The organism is Luteimonas lutimaris, from assembly GCF_039537065.1.
Classification (GTDB): domain Bacteria; phylum Pseudomonadota; class Gammaproteobacteria; order Xanthomonadales; family Xanthomonadaceae; genus Luteimonas; species Luteimonas lutimaris.
On sequence record NZ_BAAAZU010000026.1, the window covers coordinates 1 to 14,639 of the forward strand.

General features: G+C 68.9%; 14 protein-coding genes. 8 read left to right on the forward strand and 6 right to left on the reverse strand.

The features are described from left to right. The 3 genes from ABD679_RS12275 to ABD679_RS12285 form a co-directional block, all read right to left on the reverse strand. A partial coding sequence (locus tag ABD679_RS12275; RefSeq protein ID WP_344760278.1) for a porin family protein occupies window positions 1-726 on the reverse strand: 726 nt, incomplete at its 3' end. Window positions 727-901: 175 nt separating this feature from the next. Next, window positions 902-2,353, reverse strand: coding sequence for a bifunctional 2-methylcitrate dehydratase/aconitate hydratase (locus ABD679_RS12280; RefSeq protein ID WP_344760279.1), 1,452 nt, complete (start codon window positions 2,351-2,353; stop codon window positions 902-904). A 47-nt stretch (window positions 2,354-2,400) separates the two neighbouring features. Beyond that, window positions 2,401-3,324 (reverse strand): LysR family transcriptional regulator, encoded by a 924-nt coding sequence (locus ABD679_RS12285; protein ID WP_344760280.1) that lies wholly within the window; start codon window positions 3,322-3,324, stop codon window positions 2,401-2,403. A gap of 102 nt (window positions 3,325-3,426) precedes the next feature. Here ABD679_RS12285 and ABD679_RS12290 point away from each other — a divergent pair, with 102 nt between their 5' ends. The 8 genes from ABD679_RS12290 to ABD679_RS12325 all read left to right on the forward strand — a co-directional run bounded on the left by ABD679_RS12290 (window position 3,427) and on the right by ABD679_RS12325 (window position 11,383). Then, a complete protein-coding gene (locus tag ABD679_RS12290; RefSeq protein WP_344760281.1) occupies window positions 3,427-4,680 on the forward strand; it encodes an MFS transporter in 1,254 nt (417 codons plus the stop codon). A 28-nt stretch (window positions 4,681-4,708) separates the two neighbouring features. After that, entirely contained in the window at window positions 4,709-4,852 is a 144-nt protein-coding gene (locus ABD679_RS12295) for a tautomerase family protein (protein WP_344760282.1), read from the forward strand. A 17-nt stretch (window positions 4,853-4,869) separates the two neighbouring features. Next, window positions 4,870-5,931: an aldo/keto reductase gene (locus tag ABD679_RS12300; protein ID WP_344760326.1), complete on the forward strand. Its 1,062-nt coding sequence runs from the start codon at window positions 4,870-4,872 to the stop codon at window positions 5,929-5,931. Then, window positions 5,928-6,947, forward strand: a complete 1,020-nt coding sequence (locus ABD679_RS12305) for a zinc-binding alcohol dehydrogenase family protein (RefSeq protein WP_344760283.1) — start codon at window positions 5,928-5,930, stop codon at window positions 6,945-6,947. Before ABD679_RS12300 ends, ABD679_RS12305 begins: the two co-directional genes overlap by 4 nt. A gap of 40 nt (window positions 6,948-6,987) precedes the next feature. Then, complete coding sequence (locus ABD679_RS12310; protein WP_344760284.1) at window positions 6,988-7,827, forward strand: PhzF family phenazine biosynthesis protein; 840 nt, start codon at window positions 6,988-6,990, stop codon at window positions 7,825-7,827. A gap of 83 nt (window positions 7,828-7,910) precedes the next feature. Next, window positions 7,911-9,935 carry an oxidoreductase gene (locus ABD679_RS12315; protein WP_344760285.1) on the forward strand — a complete coding sequence of 675 codons (2,025 nt, stop codon included), beginning with the start codon at window positions 7,911-7,913 and terminating at the stop codon, window positions 9,933-9,935. Between the two features lie 279 nt (window positions 9,936-10,214). Continuing rightward, window positions 10,215-10,673: a cell wall hydrolase gene (locus tag ABD679_RS12320; RefSeq protein WP_344760286.1), complete on the forward strand. Its 459-nt coding sequence runs from the start codon at window positions 10,215-10,217 to the stop codon at window positions 10,671-10,673. Window positions 10,674-10,771: 98 nt separating this feature from the next. Then, complete coding sequence (locus ABD679_RS12325) at window positions 10,772-11,383, forward strand: glutathione S-transferase family protein (protein ID WP_344760287.1); 612 nt, start codon at window positions 10,772-10,774, stop codon at window positions 11,381-11,383. Between the two features lie 320 nt (window positions 11,384-11,703). Here ABD679_RS12325 and prpC read toward each other — a convergent pair whose 3' ends face one another. The 3 genes from prpC to prpB form a co-directional block, all read right to left on the reverse strand. After that, complete coding sequence (gene prpC, locus ABD679_RS12330; RefSeq protein ID WP_344760288.1) at window positions 11,704-12,855, reverse strand: bifunctional 2-methylcitrate synthase/citrate synthase; 1,152 nt, start codon at window positions 12,853-12,855, stop codon at window positions 11,704-11,706. A gap of 248 nt (window positions 12,856-13,103) precedes the next feature. Next, window positions 13,104-13,706: a hypothetical protein gene (locus ABD679_RS12335; RefSeq protein ID WP_344760289.1), complete on the reverse strand. Its 603-nt coding sequence runs from the start codon at window positions 13,704-13,706 to the stop codon at window positions 13,104-13,106. Window positions 13,707-13,711: 5 nt separating this feature from the next. Continuing rightward, on the reverse strand, window positions 13,712-14,593 hold the full coding sequence (gene prpB / locus ABD679_RS12340; RefSeq protein ID WP_344760290.1) for a methylisocitrate lyase: 882 nt from the start codon (window positions 14,591-14,593) through the stop codon (window positions 13,712-13,714). Window positions 14,594-14,639 lie beyond the last annotated feature (46 nt).

Here is a 14,639-nt window from a genome sequence, read left to right on the forward strand (position 1 = left end):
AGCCTGCGAATCCGGGCACTTGTCGTCGCAGTCGTTCACGCCGTCGCCGTCGCTGTCCATGTCGGCGCAGCTCGGGGCCACCGGGGCCGGCGCCACCGGGGCGGTCGGCTCCGGACCCAGCGGGATCACCACGCCGACCGAGGCCAGCACGTCGCCGAACCAGTCTTCACCGTCGTTGCGCTCCGGCGGCGGATCGTCGTTCACCAGCTGGGCACGGGTGTCGTTCAGGCCAACCGCACGGTAGGCCAGCTCGGTGCGCACGCGCACGCGGCCGACGTTGCTCTGCAGGCCGACGCCGAACTTGCCGGCGATCGCGCCTTCCTTCTCCTCGAACGGCGAGTTCGGGTTCGGGAAGTTGTCGATCTCGATCTCTTCGCGCTGGTAGCCCAGGCCGAACAGCAGGTAGGGGTTCCAGTTGCGGCCTTCGACGACGAAGTGGCGACGGGCGTCGAACGAGATGCCGTACTGGCTCCAGTTCAGGTCCGGGTTGCTGTCCCAGTTCGGGTTCTGGTAGTTCAGCTCACCGTCGATCGACCAGTTGGGGTTCAGGAACTTGCCGACGCCGATGGTGCCGAACGGGGCATTGCCGGTGTTGCGGTCGTTGTCCTGGATGTTGAAACCAGCCGAACCGGTCAGGTACCAGCGGTCATCGAACTCCTGGGCATTGGCGGCCTGCACCAGGCCCAGGCCGCCCAACAGCGCGGCGCAGAGGAGTTTCTTTTTCATTGGGGTTCAGCTCCTTTGATCAGGGGGAAACGTTTCTTGTTGTGGAAGGATCAGCTTTGGATCGGTCTGGATCATGCAAGGGGCGCTCGGCCCGAAACAACACGCCGCAACACTATTTCGGGTGCCGTGAAGGCGATGTTAACGCATCCATAACCAATTGCGCTGAACGGCGCCATTATTGTTGGTAAAGCTGAATGAAGTCGGAAAGGGGGAGCGCGTCCAGCGCCGCGGGGTCCGCGGCCAGCGCCATCAGGCGGTCGACCTTGTCCCCGTCGAGCTGCGCGCGCAGCGCCTTTTCGCACTTGGCCATCAGCACCGGGATGCCCTCGGCGCGACGCTTGCGGTGGCCGATCGGATAGTCGATCGACACCTTCTCCGTCGAGCTGCCGTCCTTGAAGAACACCTGCACCGAGTTGCCGATGTAGCGCTTGTCCGGGTCAAAGTAGTCCTTCGTGAACTGCGGGTTCTCGGCCACGGTCATCTTCTCGCGCAGCGCGTCGATGCGCGGATCGGCGGCGACGTCGTCGTTGTAGTCGCCGGCGGTCAGGCGGCCGAAGATCAGCGGCACGGCGACCATGTACTGGATGCAGTGGTCGCGGTCGGCGTAGTTGGCCAGCGGGCCGGTCTTGTCGATGATGCGCACGCCGGCTTCCTGGGTCTCGATGACGATCTTCTCGATCTCGTCGATGCGGTCCTTGACCTGGCCGTGCAGCTGCATCGCGCATTCGACCGCGGTCTGAGCGTGGAACTCGGCCGGGTAGCTGATCTTGAACAGCACGTTCTCCATCACGTAGCTGCCGAACGGGCGCTCGAACTGGAATGCCTTGCCGCCGAAGGCGATGTCGTAGAAGCCCCAGGTCTTGACCGACAGCGCGCTCGGGTAGCCCACCACCTTCTTGTCGACGGCGTTGATCGCATGGATCACCGCGCGGCGGCAGGCGTCGCCCGCGGCCCAGCTCTTGCGCGGACCGGTGTTGGGCGCGTGGCGGTAGGTGCGCAGCACGCCGTTGTCGATCCACGAATGCGAGACCGCGTTGATCACCTCTTCCTTGTTGCCGCCGAACATCGCGGTGGCGACCGCGGTCGAGGCCAGGCGCACCAGGATCACGTGGTCGAGGCCGACGCGGTTGAACGAGTTCTGCAGCGCGTACACGCCCTGGATCTCGTGGGCCTTGATCGCCCAGCCCAGCACGTCGCGCACGGTCAGGCCCTTGCCGCCTGCCTTCTCGGCCTTGCGCGACAGCCAGTCGGCAACGGCGAGGATGGTGCCGAGGTTGTCGGACGGATGGCCCCACTCGGCGGCCAGCCAGGTGTCGTTGAAGTCGAGCCAGCGTACTTGGGTGCCGATGTTGAACGCGGCCTGGGCCGGGTCAAGCTCGAACGCCGTGCCCGGCACGCGCGCGCCGCCGGGGATCTCGCCGCCGGGAACCAGCGGGCCGAGGTGCTTGACGCAATCGGGGAACTTCATCGCCAGCATCGCGCAGGCCAGCGAGTCGAGCAGCATGTAGCGCGCCGTGTCATAGGCCTCCTGCGAATCGATCTTGGCGTCGATGACGTAATCGGCGATGTCGACCATCGGCTGGTCGGGATCGGGGCGGGCGGCGGAACGGATGTCTGCGTGACTCATGGAAGCCTGGCTCCTGGATTCTGGCCATTGCTGGCAAGGGGAACCGGCTATTTTGCCAGAGCGCGCTCCCACGGCGGGTTTTCGCCGAACTTGCCGGCGAGGAAGTCGGTGAACGCCCGCACCCGCGGCGGCACCATGCGCCGCTGCGGCATCACCGCATGGATGCCGCTGTCGGCGATCGCATGGTCCGGCAGCACCCGCTGCAGGCGGCCTGCGCGCAGGTCCTCGCATACGTGCCAGGTCGAATGCAGGGCGATCCCGAGGCCGGCGACCGCCGCGTCGCGGATCACCTCGCCGAAATTGCTTTCGAGGCGGCCCTGCACGTGGACCACGGTATCCCGGCCCTGGCGGTCGCGCAGCCGCCAGGTGTCCTGGCGCCCCTGGCTGCCGGACAACAGGATGCATTCGTGCCGGGCAAGGTCTGCGGGGGTTTGCGGCGTGCCGTGCCGGCGCAGGTAGCCGGGCGCGGCGCACAGCACCCGGCGGTTGCTGGCCAGCCTGCGCGCGACCAGGGTGGAGTCGTCCAGCGCGCCGATGCGGATGGCAAGGTCGTAGCCGGCGCTCACCAGGTCGATCGTCTGGTCGCTCAGATCGATGCTGACCCGCAATCGCGGGTGCTCAAGCAGGAATTCGGGCAGCAGCGGGGAGATATACAGGCGCCCGAACGAGGCCGACGTGGTCACGCGCAACGTGCCGGAGACCTCGGTCGCCGAGCGACGCAGGCCGCTGGTCAGCGCTTCCAGGTCCTCGACCAGCGCACGCCCCTGCTCCACCAGCGCGATGCCCTCGGGCGTGGGGTGCAGGCGGCGGGTGGTCCGGTGCAGCAGGCGCACGCCCAGCGCGCGCTCCAGGCGTTTCAGGCGCTGGCTCGCCACGGCGGGCGACAGGTCGAGACTGCGCGCCGCGGCGCTGATCGAGCCCAGGTCGAGCACGCGCAGGAACAGGCCCAAGTCACCGATGCGATCATCCATTATCAATAAATCATTGATATTGATTCACCATTTTGGCTGTTTCTGCTGAAGACGCAACATCCTAGGCTGCGCGCTTCCCAATTCCAGAGTCCGCAGCCGCCCATGGCCACCGCCGCCCCGCCCGCCCGCTCCCGCATGCCGCTGGCCGTCTACGCACTGACGGCCGGCGCGTTCGGCATCGGCACCACCGAATTCGTGATCATGGGCCTGCTGCAGCAGGTCGCCGCCGATCTCCACGTGACCATCGCCGCTGCCGGGCTGCTGATCTCCGGCTACGCGCTGGGCGTGTTCGTCGGCGCGCCGCTGCTGACGGCCGCCACCGCGCGGCTGCCGCGCAAGGCCGTGCTGATCGCGCTGATGGTGGTCTTCACGCTGGGCAACCTCGCCTGCGCGCTGGCGCCCGACTATCCGCTGCTGATGGCCGCCCGCGTGCTGACGTCGCTGGCGCACGGCACCTTCTTCGGCGTCGGTGCGGTGGTGGCGACCGGACTGGTCGCGGAGGACCGCAAGGCGTCGGCGATCTCGGCGATGTTCACCGGGCTTGCCATCGCCACCCTGCTCGGGGTTCCGGCCGGGGCCTGGCTGGGCCTGCACCTGGGCTGGCGGGCGACGTTCTGGGCGGTGGCCGCGGTCGGCATGGTGGCGACGCTGGTGATCGCCTTGCTGGTGCCGGCCGACCGCGGCGCGACCGAAGCCATGTCCCTGCGCGGCCAGCTGTCGGTGGCGCGCCGGCCGCAGGTGTTGCTCGGCCTGCTGACGACGGTGCTGGGCTTCGCCGGCGTGTTCACCGTGTTCACCTACATCGAACCGATCCTGACCCGCGTCACCGGCTTCGCCAACCGCGCGGTGTCGCCGGTGCTGCTGGTGTTCGGCGTCGGCATGATCATCGGCAACGTGCTCGGCGGGCGCCTGGCCGATCGCCGGTTGATGCAGGCGTTGCTGGCCACCCTCGCCGCCTTGGCGCTGGTGCTGGGCGCGATGGGTTTCGCGCTGCACTTCAAGCCGGCGGCGGTGCTGTTCACCGGACTGCTCGGCGCGGCGGCCTTCGCCACCGTGTCGCCGTTGCAGCTGTGGGTGCTGCGCCGCGCCACGGGCGGCGAAGCGTTGGCCTCGAGCCTCAACATCGGCGCGTTCAACCTCGGCAATGCACTCGGCGCCTGGCTGGGCGGCGTGGTCATCGTCCACGGCCCCGGCCTGGGCGCGGTGGCCTGGGCGGCCATGCTGGTGACGCTGGGCGGCCTGGGCGTCGCGCTGTGGGCGCGCGCGCTGCAGCGGCGCGACGACAACCAGGACAACGCCACCCCCTCCCCCGTCACGACAGTCGCCCGCGCGCGTGCCTGCGATGCAGCCGCCTGAACTTCCCCCTTCCCCCCAGGAGTCCGTCATGCCTTTCACCCGAGTCGCCATTCCCGCCGGGACATCGCCCGCGCACAAGGCCGCCATTGCGCGCGGCGTGCACGAGGCGATGGTCGCGGCGATCGGCATCCCCGAGGACGATTTCTTCCAGCTGCGCGGGACGGCGGCATGAGCGGTACCGGCACGGCGATGGAATACCGCCACCTCGGCGCCTCGGGGCTGAAGGTGTCCGCGCTCGGCTTCGGCGCCGGCACGTTCGGCGGCAAGGGGCCGCTGTTCAGCGCCTGGGGCAACACCGGCGTCGAACAGGCGCGGCGCATCGTCGACATCAGTCTCGAGGCCGGCGTCAACTTCTTCGATACCGCCGACGTGTATTCCGACGGTGCGTCCGAGTCGATCCTCGGCGCGGCGATCAGGGGCCGACGCGACCGCGTGATCGTTTCGACCAAGACGTCGCTGCGTTTCGGCGACGGCCCGAACGACGTCGGCGCGTCGCGCCACCACCTCGTCGCCGCGGTCGACAACGCGCTGCGGCGGCTGGATACGGACTACATCGACCTGCTGCAGCTGCACCACTTCGACGCGATGACGCCGATGGAGGAAACCCTGTCCACGCTCGACGGCCTGGTGCGCGCCGGCAAGCTGCGCTACCTCGGCGCGTCCAATTTCTCCGGCTGGCAGCTGATGAAATCGCTGGCGGTCGCCGATCGCCGCGGCTACCCGCGCTTCGTCGCCAACCAGGCGTACTACTCGCTGGTCGGCCGCGACTACGAGTGGGAGCTGATGCCGCTCGGGCTCGACCAGGGCATCGGCGCGGTGGTGTGGAGCCCGCTGGGCTGGGGCCGGCTGACCGGCAGGATCCGCCGCGGCCAGCCGCTGCCCGAAGGCAGCCGCCTGCACGACACCGCCGGCTTCGCGCCGCCGGTCGACGAGCAACGCCTGTACCGGATCGTCGACGCGCTCGACATCGTCGCGGAGGAAACGGGAAAGAGCGTGCCGCAGGTCGCGTTGAACTGGCTGCTGCAGCGGCCTACCGTCTCCACGGTGCTGGTCGGCGCGCGCAACGAGGAACAGCTGAAGCAGAACCTCGGCGCCATCGGCTGGCACCTGGAGGCCGCGCAGGTCGCACGCTTGGACGCCGCCAGTGCCGTCACGCCGCCGTATCCCTATTACCCGTACTGGAACGGGCAATTCGCCGAACGCAGTCCCGCGCCGGTCGCCGTCCATCCCGTTCCGCAGGAGTCCGCATGAAAGCCGTCGCCCTCACCCGCTACCTGCCGATCGACGATCCGCAGTCGCTGCTCGACGTCGAGTTGCCGAGGCCGTCCGCCCCCGCCGGGCACGACCTGCTGGTGCGGGTCGAGGCGGTGTCGGTCAATCCGGTCGACACCAAGGTGCGCGCGCCTAAGCCGCAGGTCGAATCGGCGCCGAAAGTGCTGGGGTTCGATGCGGCCGGCGTGGTCGAAGCCGTCGGCGATCAGGTCACCGGTTTCAAGCCGGGCGACGAGGTCTACTACGCCGGCGACATCACCCGCCCGGGCAGCAACGCCGAATACCAACGGGTCGACGCGCGCATCGTCGGACACAAGCCGAAGTCGCTGGAGTTCGCGCAGGCGGCCGCGCTGCCGCTGACCGCGATCACGGCCTGGGAACTGCTGTTCCAGCGCATGCCGTTCGACCCGGAACACGGCGGCGACGGCAAGGTGCTGCTGGTGATCGCCGGCGCCGGCGGCGTTGGTTCGATCGCGATCCAGCTGGCGCGGCGCGCCGGCTTCACCGTGGTCGCCACCGCCTCGCGCGCGGAAACGATCGAATGGTGCAAGGCGATGGGCGCGCACCACGTCATCGATCATCGTCAGCCGCTCGCGCCGCAGCTGGCCGCGCTTGGTTTCGAACAGGTCGACGCGGCGGTCAACTTCGCCGACACCACCCGCTACTGGGAAGCGCTCGGCGAACTGGTCGCACCACAGGGCCACGTCGGTTTGATCGTGGAACCATCGGGGCCGCTCGACATCGGCGATCCCTACAAGCTCAAGAGCATCGGCATCCACTGGGAACTGATGTTCACCCGCTCGCGCTTCCAGACCGCCGACATGGCCGAACAGGGCCGCATCCTCGAACGCGTCGCCGCGCTGGTCGACGCCGGCGAGTTGCGCGGCACTCACGCCGAAACCCTCGGCCGGATCGACGCGGCCAACCTGCGCGAGGCGCATCGAAGGCTGGAATCGGGCCGCGGCATCGGCAAGCTGACGCTGGCCGGCTGGTAGGCGCCGCACCGGATCTCACCCCAACGCAACGGAGCCACTCATGGGCAACGGAACCCTGCATCGCTACGCCGCATTCTCCGACGATCCCGCCGGCGGCAATCCCGCCGGCGTCTGGATCGGCGATGCGTTGCCGGATGCAGCGACGATGCAGGCCATCGCCCGCGACGTCGGCTATTCGGAAACCGCCTTCGTCGCGCCACGGCACGGCAGCGCGCGCGTCATCCGCTACTACAGCCCGGAGGCGGAGGTACCGTTCTGCGGCCATGCCACCATCGCCACCGGCGTGGTGCTGGGCACGAGCGATGGCGACGGCATCTACCGGCTGGCCACGTCCGTGGGCGAGGTGCCGGTCGACGTGCGCACCGACAACGGCCGGCGCGAGGCCGCGCTGACCTCGGTCGCGTCGCGCCACGAGCCCGCGTCCGCAGCGCTGGTCGATACCGCGCTGTCGACGCTCGGCTGGACCCACGCGGACCTGGACCCGACGATTCCACCGGCGCGCGCCTTCGCAGGTGCCTGGCACCTGGTGCTCGCGGTCGGCGACAGCGGCACCCTGGCGCGACTCGACTACGACTTCGACCGGCTCAAGGCGCTGATGCTGGCCGATGGCCTGACCACGCTGCAGCTGCTGTGGCGCGAAGGCCCCCGCGTGTTCCATGCGCGCAACCCGTTCCCGGTCGGCGGCGTGGTCGAGGACCCGGCCACCGGCGCCGCGGCCGCCGCGCTCGGCGGCTACCTGCGCGACGCCGGCCTGCTGGACGCACCGGCGTCGCTCCTGATCCGCCAGGGCGAAACGATGGGCCGGCCAAGCCAGCTGCAGGTGGACATTCCCGCGACGGGCGGGATCGTGGTGCGCGGCACCGCGGTGCCGATCGGCTGACACCCGTCGCCGCGGAACGGCGGCTTGCCGCCTGCCGGCTTTCCCGGCATCGTGGCCCGTTCCATACGCCAGCGCACGCCAGCATGTCCGACGCCACGCCCTACCCGCACCTGTTCGCACCGCTGGACCTGGGATTCACCACCCTGCGCAACCGCGTGCTGATGGGATCGATGCACACCGGGCTGGAGGACCACCGCCGCGATTTCCCGAAGCTGGCGGCGTATTTCGCCGAACGTGCCGAAGGCGGCGTCGCGATGATGGTCACCGGCGGCTTCTCGCCGAACCTGGTCGGCTGGCTCAAGCCCTTCGCCGGCAAGCTCAGCTGGCCGTGGGAAGCGCGCAAGCACCGCCAGGTGACCGCGGCGGTGCATGCGCACGACGCGAAGATCTGCCTGCAACTGCTGCACGCCGGCCGCTACGCCTACCACCCGCTGTCGGTGTCGGCGTCGAAGCTCAAGGCGCCGATCAATCCGTTCACCCCGCACGCACTGTCGGCGCGCGGGGTCGAGCGCCAGATCGACGCCTTCGCCAACGCCGCCAGGCTCGCGCGCGACGGCGGCTACGACGGCGTCGAGATCATGGGCTCGGAGGGCTACCTGCTGAACCAGTTCACCGTCGCCCGCACCAACAGGCGCGACGACCGCTGGGGCGGCAGCGACGAAAACCGGATGCGCTTCGCGGTGGAGATCGTGCGCCGCGTGCGCGAGGCCTGCGGGCCGGACTTCATCGTGATCTATCGGCTGTCGATGCTTGACCTGGTCGACGGCGGCAACGACTGGGACGCGATCGTCGCGCAGGCAAAAGCGGTGGAGGCCGCCGGCGCGACCATCATCAACACCGGCATCGGCTGGCACGAGGCGCGCGTGCCCACCATCGCCACCTCGGTGCCGCGCGGCTCGTTCGCCGGGGTCACCGCGAAGCTGCGCCCGCATGTGGCGCTTCCGCTGGTCGCCACCAACCGCATCAACATGCCCGACGTCGCCGAGCGCATCCTCGCCGCGGGCGGCGCCGACATGGTGTCGATGGCGCGGCCGCTGCTCGCCGACCCGCAGTGGGTGGCAAAAGCCCGCGCGGGCGCGGCGCAGGCGATCAACACCTGCATCGCCTGCAACCAGGCCTGCCTGGACCACGTGTTCCAGAACAAGCGCGCCAGTTGCCTGGTCAACCCGCGCGCCTGCGCGGAGACCGAACTCAACTACACGCCGACCAGCACGCCGAAACGCATCGCCGTGGTCGGCGCCGGCCCGGCCGGCCTGGCCTGCGCGACGATCGCCGCCGGGCGGGGACACCGGGTGACGCTGTTCGACGCCGCGGACGAGATCGGCGGCCAGTTCAACCTCGCCAAGACGATCCCCGGCAAGGAGGAATTCCACGAAACCCTGCGCTATTTCCGCCACCGCATCGAGGAGACCGGGGTGGACCTGCGGCTGTCGACGCCGGTGACCCCCGAGCTGCTGTCCGGCTTCGACCAGGTGGTGCTCGCCACCGGCGTCACGCCGCGCCGGGTCGACTTCCCCGGCCACGACCATCCCAAGGTCGTCGGCTATCTCGACGTGCTGCAGCGACGCGTTGTGCCCGGCGCGCGCGTGGCCATCATCGGCGCCGGCGGCATTGGTTTCGACGTGGCCGAGTTCCTGGTCCAGGATGCGCCCTCGCCGAGCCTCGACCCTGCACGCTGGATGGCCGAATGGGGCGTGGACGCGCGTTTCGATGCCCGCGCAGGCCTCGTGCCCGCGCGGCCGGAACCGTCGCCGCGCCAGCTCTGGCTGCTGCAACGCACTCCGGGCCGCCCCGGCGCACGGCTGGGCAAGACCACCGGCTGGATCCATCGCGCCACCCTGAAGGCCAAGGGCGTGCGGATGCTGGGCGGGGTGGAGTACCTGGGCGTGGATGACACCGGCCTGCGCATCCGCGTCGACGGCGGCGAGCAACGCCTGCCCGTGGACCACGTCGTCATCTGCGCCGGGCAGGAATCCAGGCGCGACCTGCTGGCATCGCTGCAGGCCGCTTCGATCCCTGTTCAGGTCATCGGTGGTGCGGACGTGGCCGCCGAACTCGACGCCAAGCGCGCCATCGCCCAGGCGGCGGCCGTGGCAGCCGCGCTGTAGCCGCCGGCCCCTGGAATCAGAATAAAAACTCCAATCCAATCAAGCATTTCAGGATTTGTGTTCAGCTTCCGTTAGGAAACCGGACGGTACCGTGCGCGCACTTTTCCTGCCGCCTGTTTCCGGCAGGACCGGCCCGGACCGCCCTTCTGCGGTCTTCGGCGCCCGGGCTAAAGCGCCATAGAGCCGCTGCCCTCCCCAATACGCCATGCCCGTTGGCATCGCCCGGTCCCCGTGGACCGCGTGGATGCCTGCGGGCGCAACGCAGCAAGGAGTCGTTCCATGAAACTGGCCTGGATCCTGTGGCTGGCCTCAGTCCTGCCGCCGCAAGCCGCCGATTCGCTCTGCCTGAGCACGACGGTCTACCTGGAGGCCCGCAACCAGTCCGACCTCGGCCAGCAGGCCGTGGCGGAGGTGGCCCTGCGCCGCGAGGAAAGCGGCCTGTGGGGCGACTCGATGTGCGAGGTGGTCACCGCGCGCAAGCAGTTCGCGCCGTCGCTGGTGTCGCCGAACACGCGCCTGGGCAACGTCGAGGCCTGGTCGCAGGCGGTGACCGTCGCCATCGAGGCCGAGCGCAACTGGGCGCTGCCCGCCGGCGAGCGCAAGGAAGTCGTGCCCGGCGCCAGCCATTTCCTGGCCCACGACATCGCCAGCCCGAGCTGGCGCAACGCCTACCAGGTCGCAACCATCGGCGGCCACACTTTCCTCAAGGTCCAGGACCTCAAGCCGCGCCACGGCTGAGCGTCCCCCGCGGCGCGACGACCCGGTGTATCGACGGCACCGCGTCCTCACCGCGACAACGGCATCATGGTGGTTTCCAACCGCCATGGATCCGCCACATGAAGCTTTACTACGCACCCGGGGCCTGCTCGCTCGCCGACCACATCACGCTCGAATGGATCGGCAAGCCCTATGAGGCCATTCGCGTTTCGAGCGACGATCGCAAGTCGCCGGGCTATCGCAGGCTCAATCCCGCGGGCTCCGTGCCGGTGTTGCAGGACGGCGACTGGGCGCTGACGCAGAACGTGGCCATCCTCAACTTTCTCGCCGACACCTCCCCGGAAGCCGGGCTTGGCGGCGACGGCACGCCCAGGGGGCGCGCGGAGGTGAACCGCTGGCTGGCGTTCGTCAATTCCGACGTGCACCCCGGCTTCAAGCCGCTGTTCGGCGCGACGGCCTACCTCGACGACGAGGCGACGATCGAGAAGACCCGGGACGCGGCGCGCACGGCGCTGCGCGGGCTGTTCGAGCGCGCAGACGCGCAGCTTGCGAACGGCGACTGGATCGCCGGCAGCCGCTCGATTGCGGACCCCTACCTTTACGTCGTCACGCGCTGGGCGAATGCGCAGGGCGTGGACCTGTCCGGCCTGGACAACCTCGCCCGATTCTCGGCGCGCATGGAAGCCGACCCTGCGGTGCAGAAGGTGCTGGGGGAAGAAGGCCTGTCCTGACGCCAGCAACCGGGGGGCTTGCCACGGATTGCGCGGATGAGCGCGGCCAAGGCAACGGCGACATGGAGTGGAACCATTCCGTTTCGCAGGGACCACTCGATGCGCGGCTCTTCTCTTTGTTTCCCGGAGAGTGCAGAAGGCATTCCCTACTGATCCGCTTTATCCGCGTTCACCTGCGCAATCGGCGGCAAAGAAATCTTCGCCAGACCTGATGGACCCCGACGCGGCCGGAATGCCCGGTGCGGATATCCCCGGTAGCGCTTTTCCCTCAAAAGAACCCAAAAAAGCCGCGCAATGCGCGGCTCTTCTTCTTCCACCCGTCAGCGCTTGCCGATCGGCACGTACTCGCGATCTTCCGGCCCGGTGTAGTTGGCGCTCGGGCGGATGATCTTGCCGTCCTCGCGCTGCTCGATCACGTGCGCACTCCAGCCGGCGGTGCGCGCGATCACGAACAGCGGCGTGAACATCGGCGTCGGCACGCCCATCATGTGGTAGCTCGATGCGCTGAACCAGTCCAGGTTCGGGAACATCTTCTTCATGTCCATCATGACGTTCTCGATCCGCTCGGAGACGTCGAACAGCGTCATGTTGCCGCCGTCGTGGCACAGCCGGCGCGAGATCTCCTTGATGATGGGGTTGCGCGGGTCGCCGATGGTGTACACCGGGTGGCCGAAGCCGATCACGATCTCCTTGCGTTCCACGCGCGCCCGGATGTCGGCCTCCGCCTCGTCCGCCGTGCCGTAGCGCGAGATGATGTCCATCGCCACTTCATTCGCGCCGCCGTGCTTGGGCCCGCGCAGTGCGCCGATCGCGCCGGTGATGCACGAATGCATGTCGCTGCCGGTGCCGGCGATCACGCGCGCGGTGAACGTACTGGCGTTGAACTCGTGCTCGGCGTACAGGATCAGCGACTTGTCCATCGCCTCGGCATGCAGGTCGCTCGGCGTCTCGCCATGCAGCAGGTGCAGGAAGTGCGCGGCGATCGAGTCGTCGTCGGTCTCCACGTCGATGCGGCGGCCGTTGCGGGTGAAATGCCACCAGTACAGCAGCATCGAGCCGAAACTGGCCATCAGCCGGTCGGCGATATCGCGCGCCTCGGGCGCCGGATGGCCGTCGCGTTCGGGCAGCACCGTGCCCAGCACCGAGCAACCGGTGCGCATCACGTCCATCGGGTGCGCGTTGGCGGGCACCAGTTCCAGCGCCTCCTGCACGATCGCCGGCAGCCCGCGCAGGCGCTTGAGCTTGGCCTTGTAGGCCTTGAGCTGCGATGCCGTCGGCAACGCGCCGTGCACCAGCAGGTGCGCGACTTCCTCGAAGGTCGACTTCGTGGCCAGGTCGTGGATGTCGTAGCCCCGGTAGTGCAGGTCGTTGCCGCTGCGGCCGACCGTGCACAGCGCGGTGTTGCCGGCGGCGGTGCCGGACAGGGCCACCGACTTCTTCGGCTTGGGCAGGGTGGACGGGGTATCGCTCATCGGCATGCTCCGGTCGGTTCTTCTTCGTGAGCCGTGCATTTTACGGCTTTCGGCCAGCGGCCTGTCCGGCCGGTACCGTCGCCTGCGTTGACAGGACTGAAGGCTGGACGCCCCGGGGCGGAAAGGCCGGCGATGCGGATGACCGCATCGCATTCGAACGCGCCGGTGGGGTCTGGCCAGAGGGGGGTGGCTCGGACCATGGGACTTCTCTCCAGGCCCGCCGGCCGACTATCCGGCCAACGCCCGGATCACGCGGGTGGCCGTGCCGGACGCAGCCGGTTGTCGATGAATTCGTCGGCGCCGATCGCGGGACACGCCGCGATCGCCTGGCGCCTGGTGTCAGCGGATCGTTCCCGCTCATCGTAGATCCAGCACTCGCCCAGCGCGGAGCAGTAGCACAGCCGGAGCTGGATGCGCGGGTACTGCCGGTAGAAGCGCGCGAACGCGTCCGCGTCGCGCAGCGTGATCTGCTGGATCGTCTCTCCCGGCGAAAGGACGATGCCGTTGATCGTCGAAGCGGCCGTATCGCGCAGTTCGGGCAGCCCCAGCGCGTCGAACGCATGGGGCCAGTCGCGCTGCGGCCGGCCGTCGACGTACAGCGTGACCCGTTGCACCGACGCCGGGCCGACGCCCTTGTTGGACAGGTTCATGTTGTGCTGGCTGGGCGAAATGCCCGGCTGCAGGTAAGGCCAGACCTCGGCACGCACCTGCTGGCGCTGCAACCAGGCGGTGTAGCCGGACACCGCCAGCGCAAGCAGGCCGATCAGCGCCGCGATCACCGCGGCAACCGCGTTCCAGTCACGACCGTGCGAGGCCTCCGGGCCTGGCGCCTGCGGCTCGCCCGTGCCCATGCCGGTCATTCCCTGGAGAACAGCTCGTCGAGCTTGCGCTCGTAGTCGTGGTAGCCGAGGAAGTCGTACAGCTCCTCGCGCGTCTGCAGGCGGTCGACGATGTTCTTCTGCGTGCCTTCGCGGCGCACGGTTTCGTAGAAGCCCAGCGCGGCCTTGTTCATCGCACGGTAGGCGCCGCAGCAGTACAGCGCGATGTCGACGCCGGCCTCGCGCAGTTCGTCGGTGGTGAAGAACGGGGTCGATCCGAATTCGGTGAGGTTGGCCAGGATCGGCACCTGCACCGCGGCCTTGAAGCGGCGGTAGTCGTCGAGCGTTTTCATCGCCTCGGGGAAGATCATGTCGGCGCCGGCTTCGACGTAGGCCACCGCGCGCTCGATCGCCGCATCAACGCCTTCGGCAGCGGCGGCGTCGGTACGCGCCATGATCACGAAGCCCTCGTCGCTGCGCGCGTCCACCGCGGACTTCACGCGGTCGACCATCTCGCCCTTCGACACCACTTCCTTGCCGGGGCGATGGCCGCAGCGCTTCTGCCCGACCTGGTCTTCCATGTGCACGGCGGCCACGCCGACGCGCTCGAAATTGCGGATCGTGCGGGCGATGTTGAACGCCCCGCCCCAGCCGGTATCGATGTCGACCAGCAGCGGCATGCCCGTCGCATCGACGATGCGGCGGGCGTCGACCAGCACGTCTTCCATCGTCGAGATGCCCAGGTCCGGCATGCCCAGGGAGTTGGCGGCCACGCCGCCGCCGGACAGGTACAGGGCTTTGTAACCGGTGCGTTTGGCCATCAGCCCGGCGTAGGCGGTGATCGCACCCATGACCTGCAGCGGGGATTCTTCGGCCAGCGCGGCACGGAAGCGGGCGCCGGCAGAGGTGGATGCATTCATGGGAACTCCGGCAAAAACGCGATTTTAGCCGATGCGCGGAACGCGA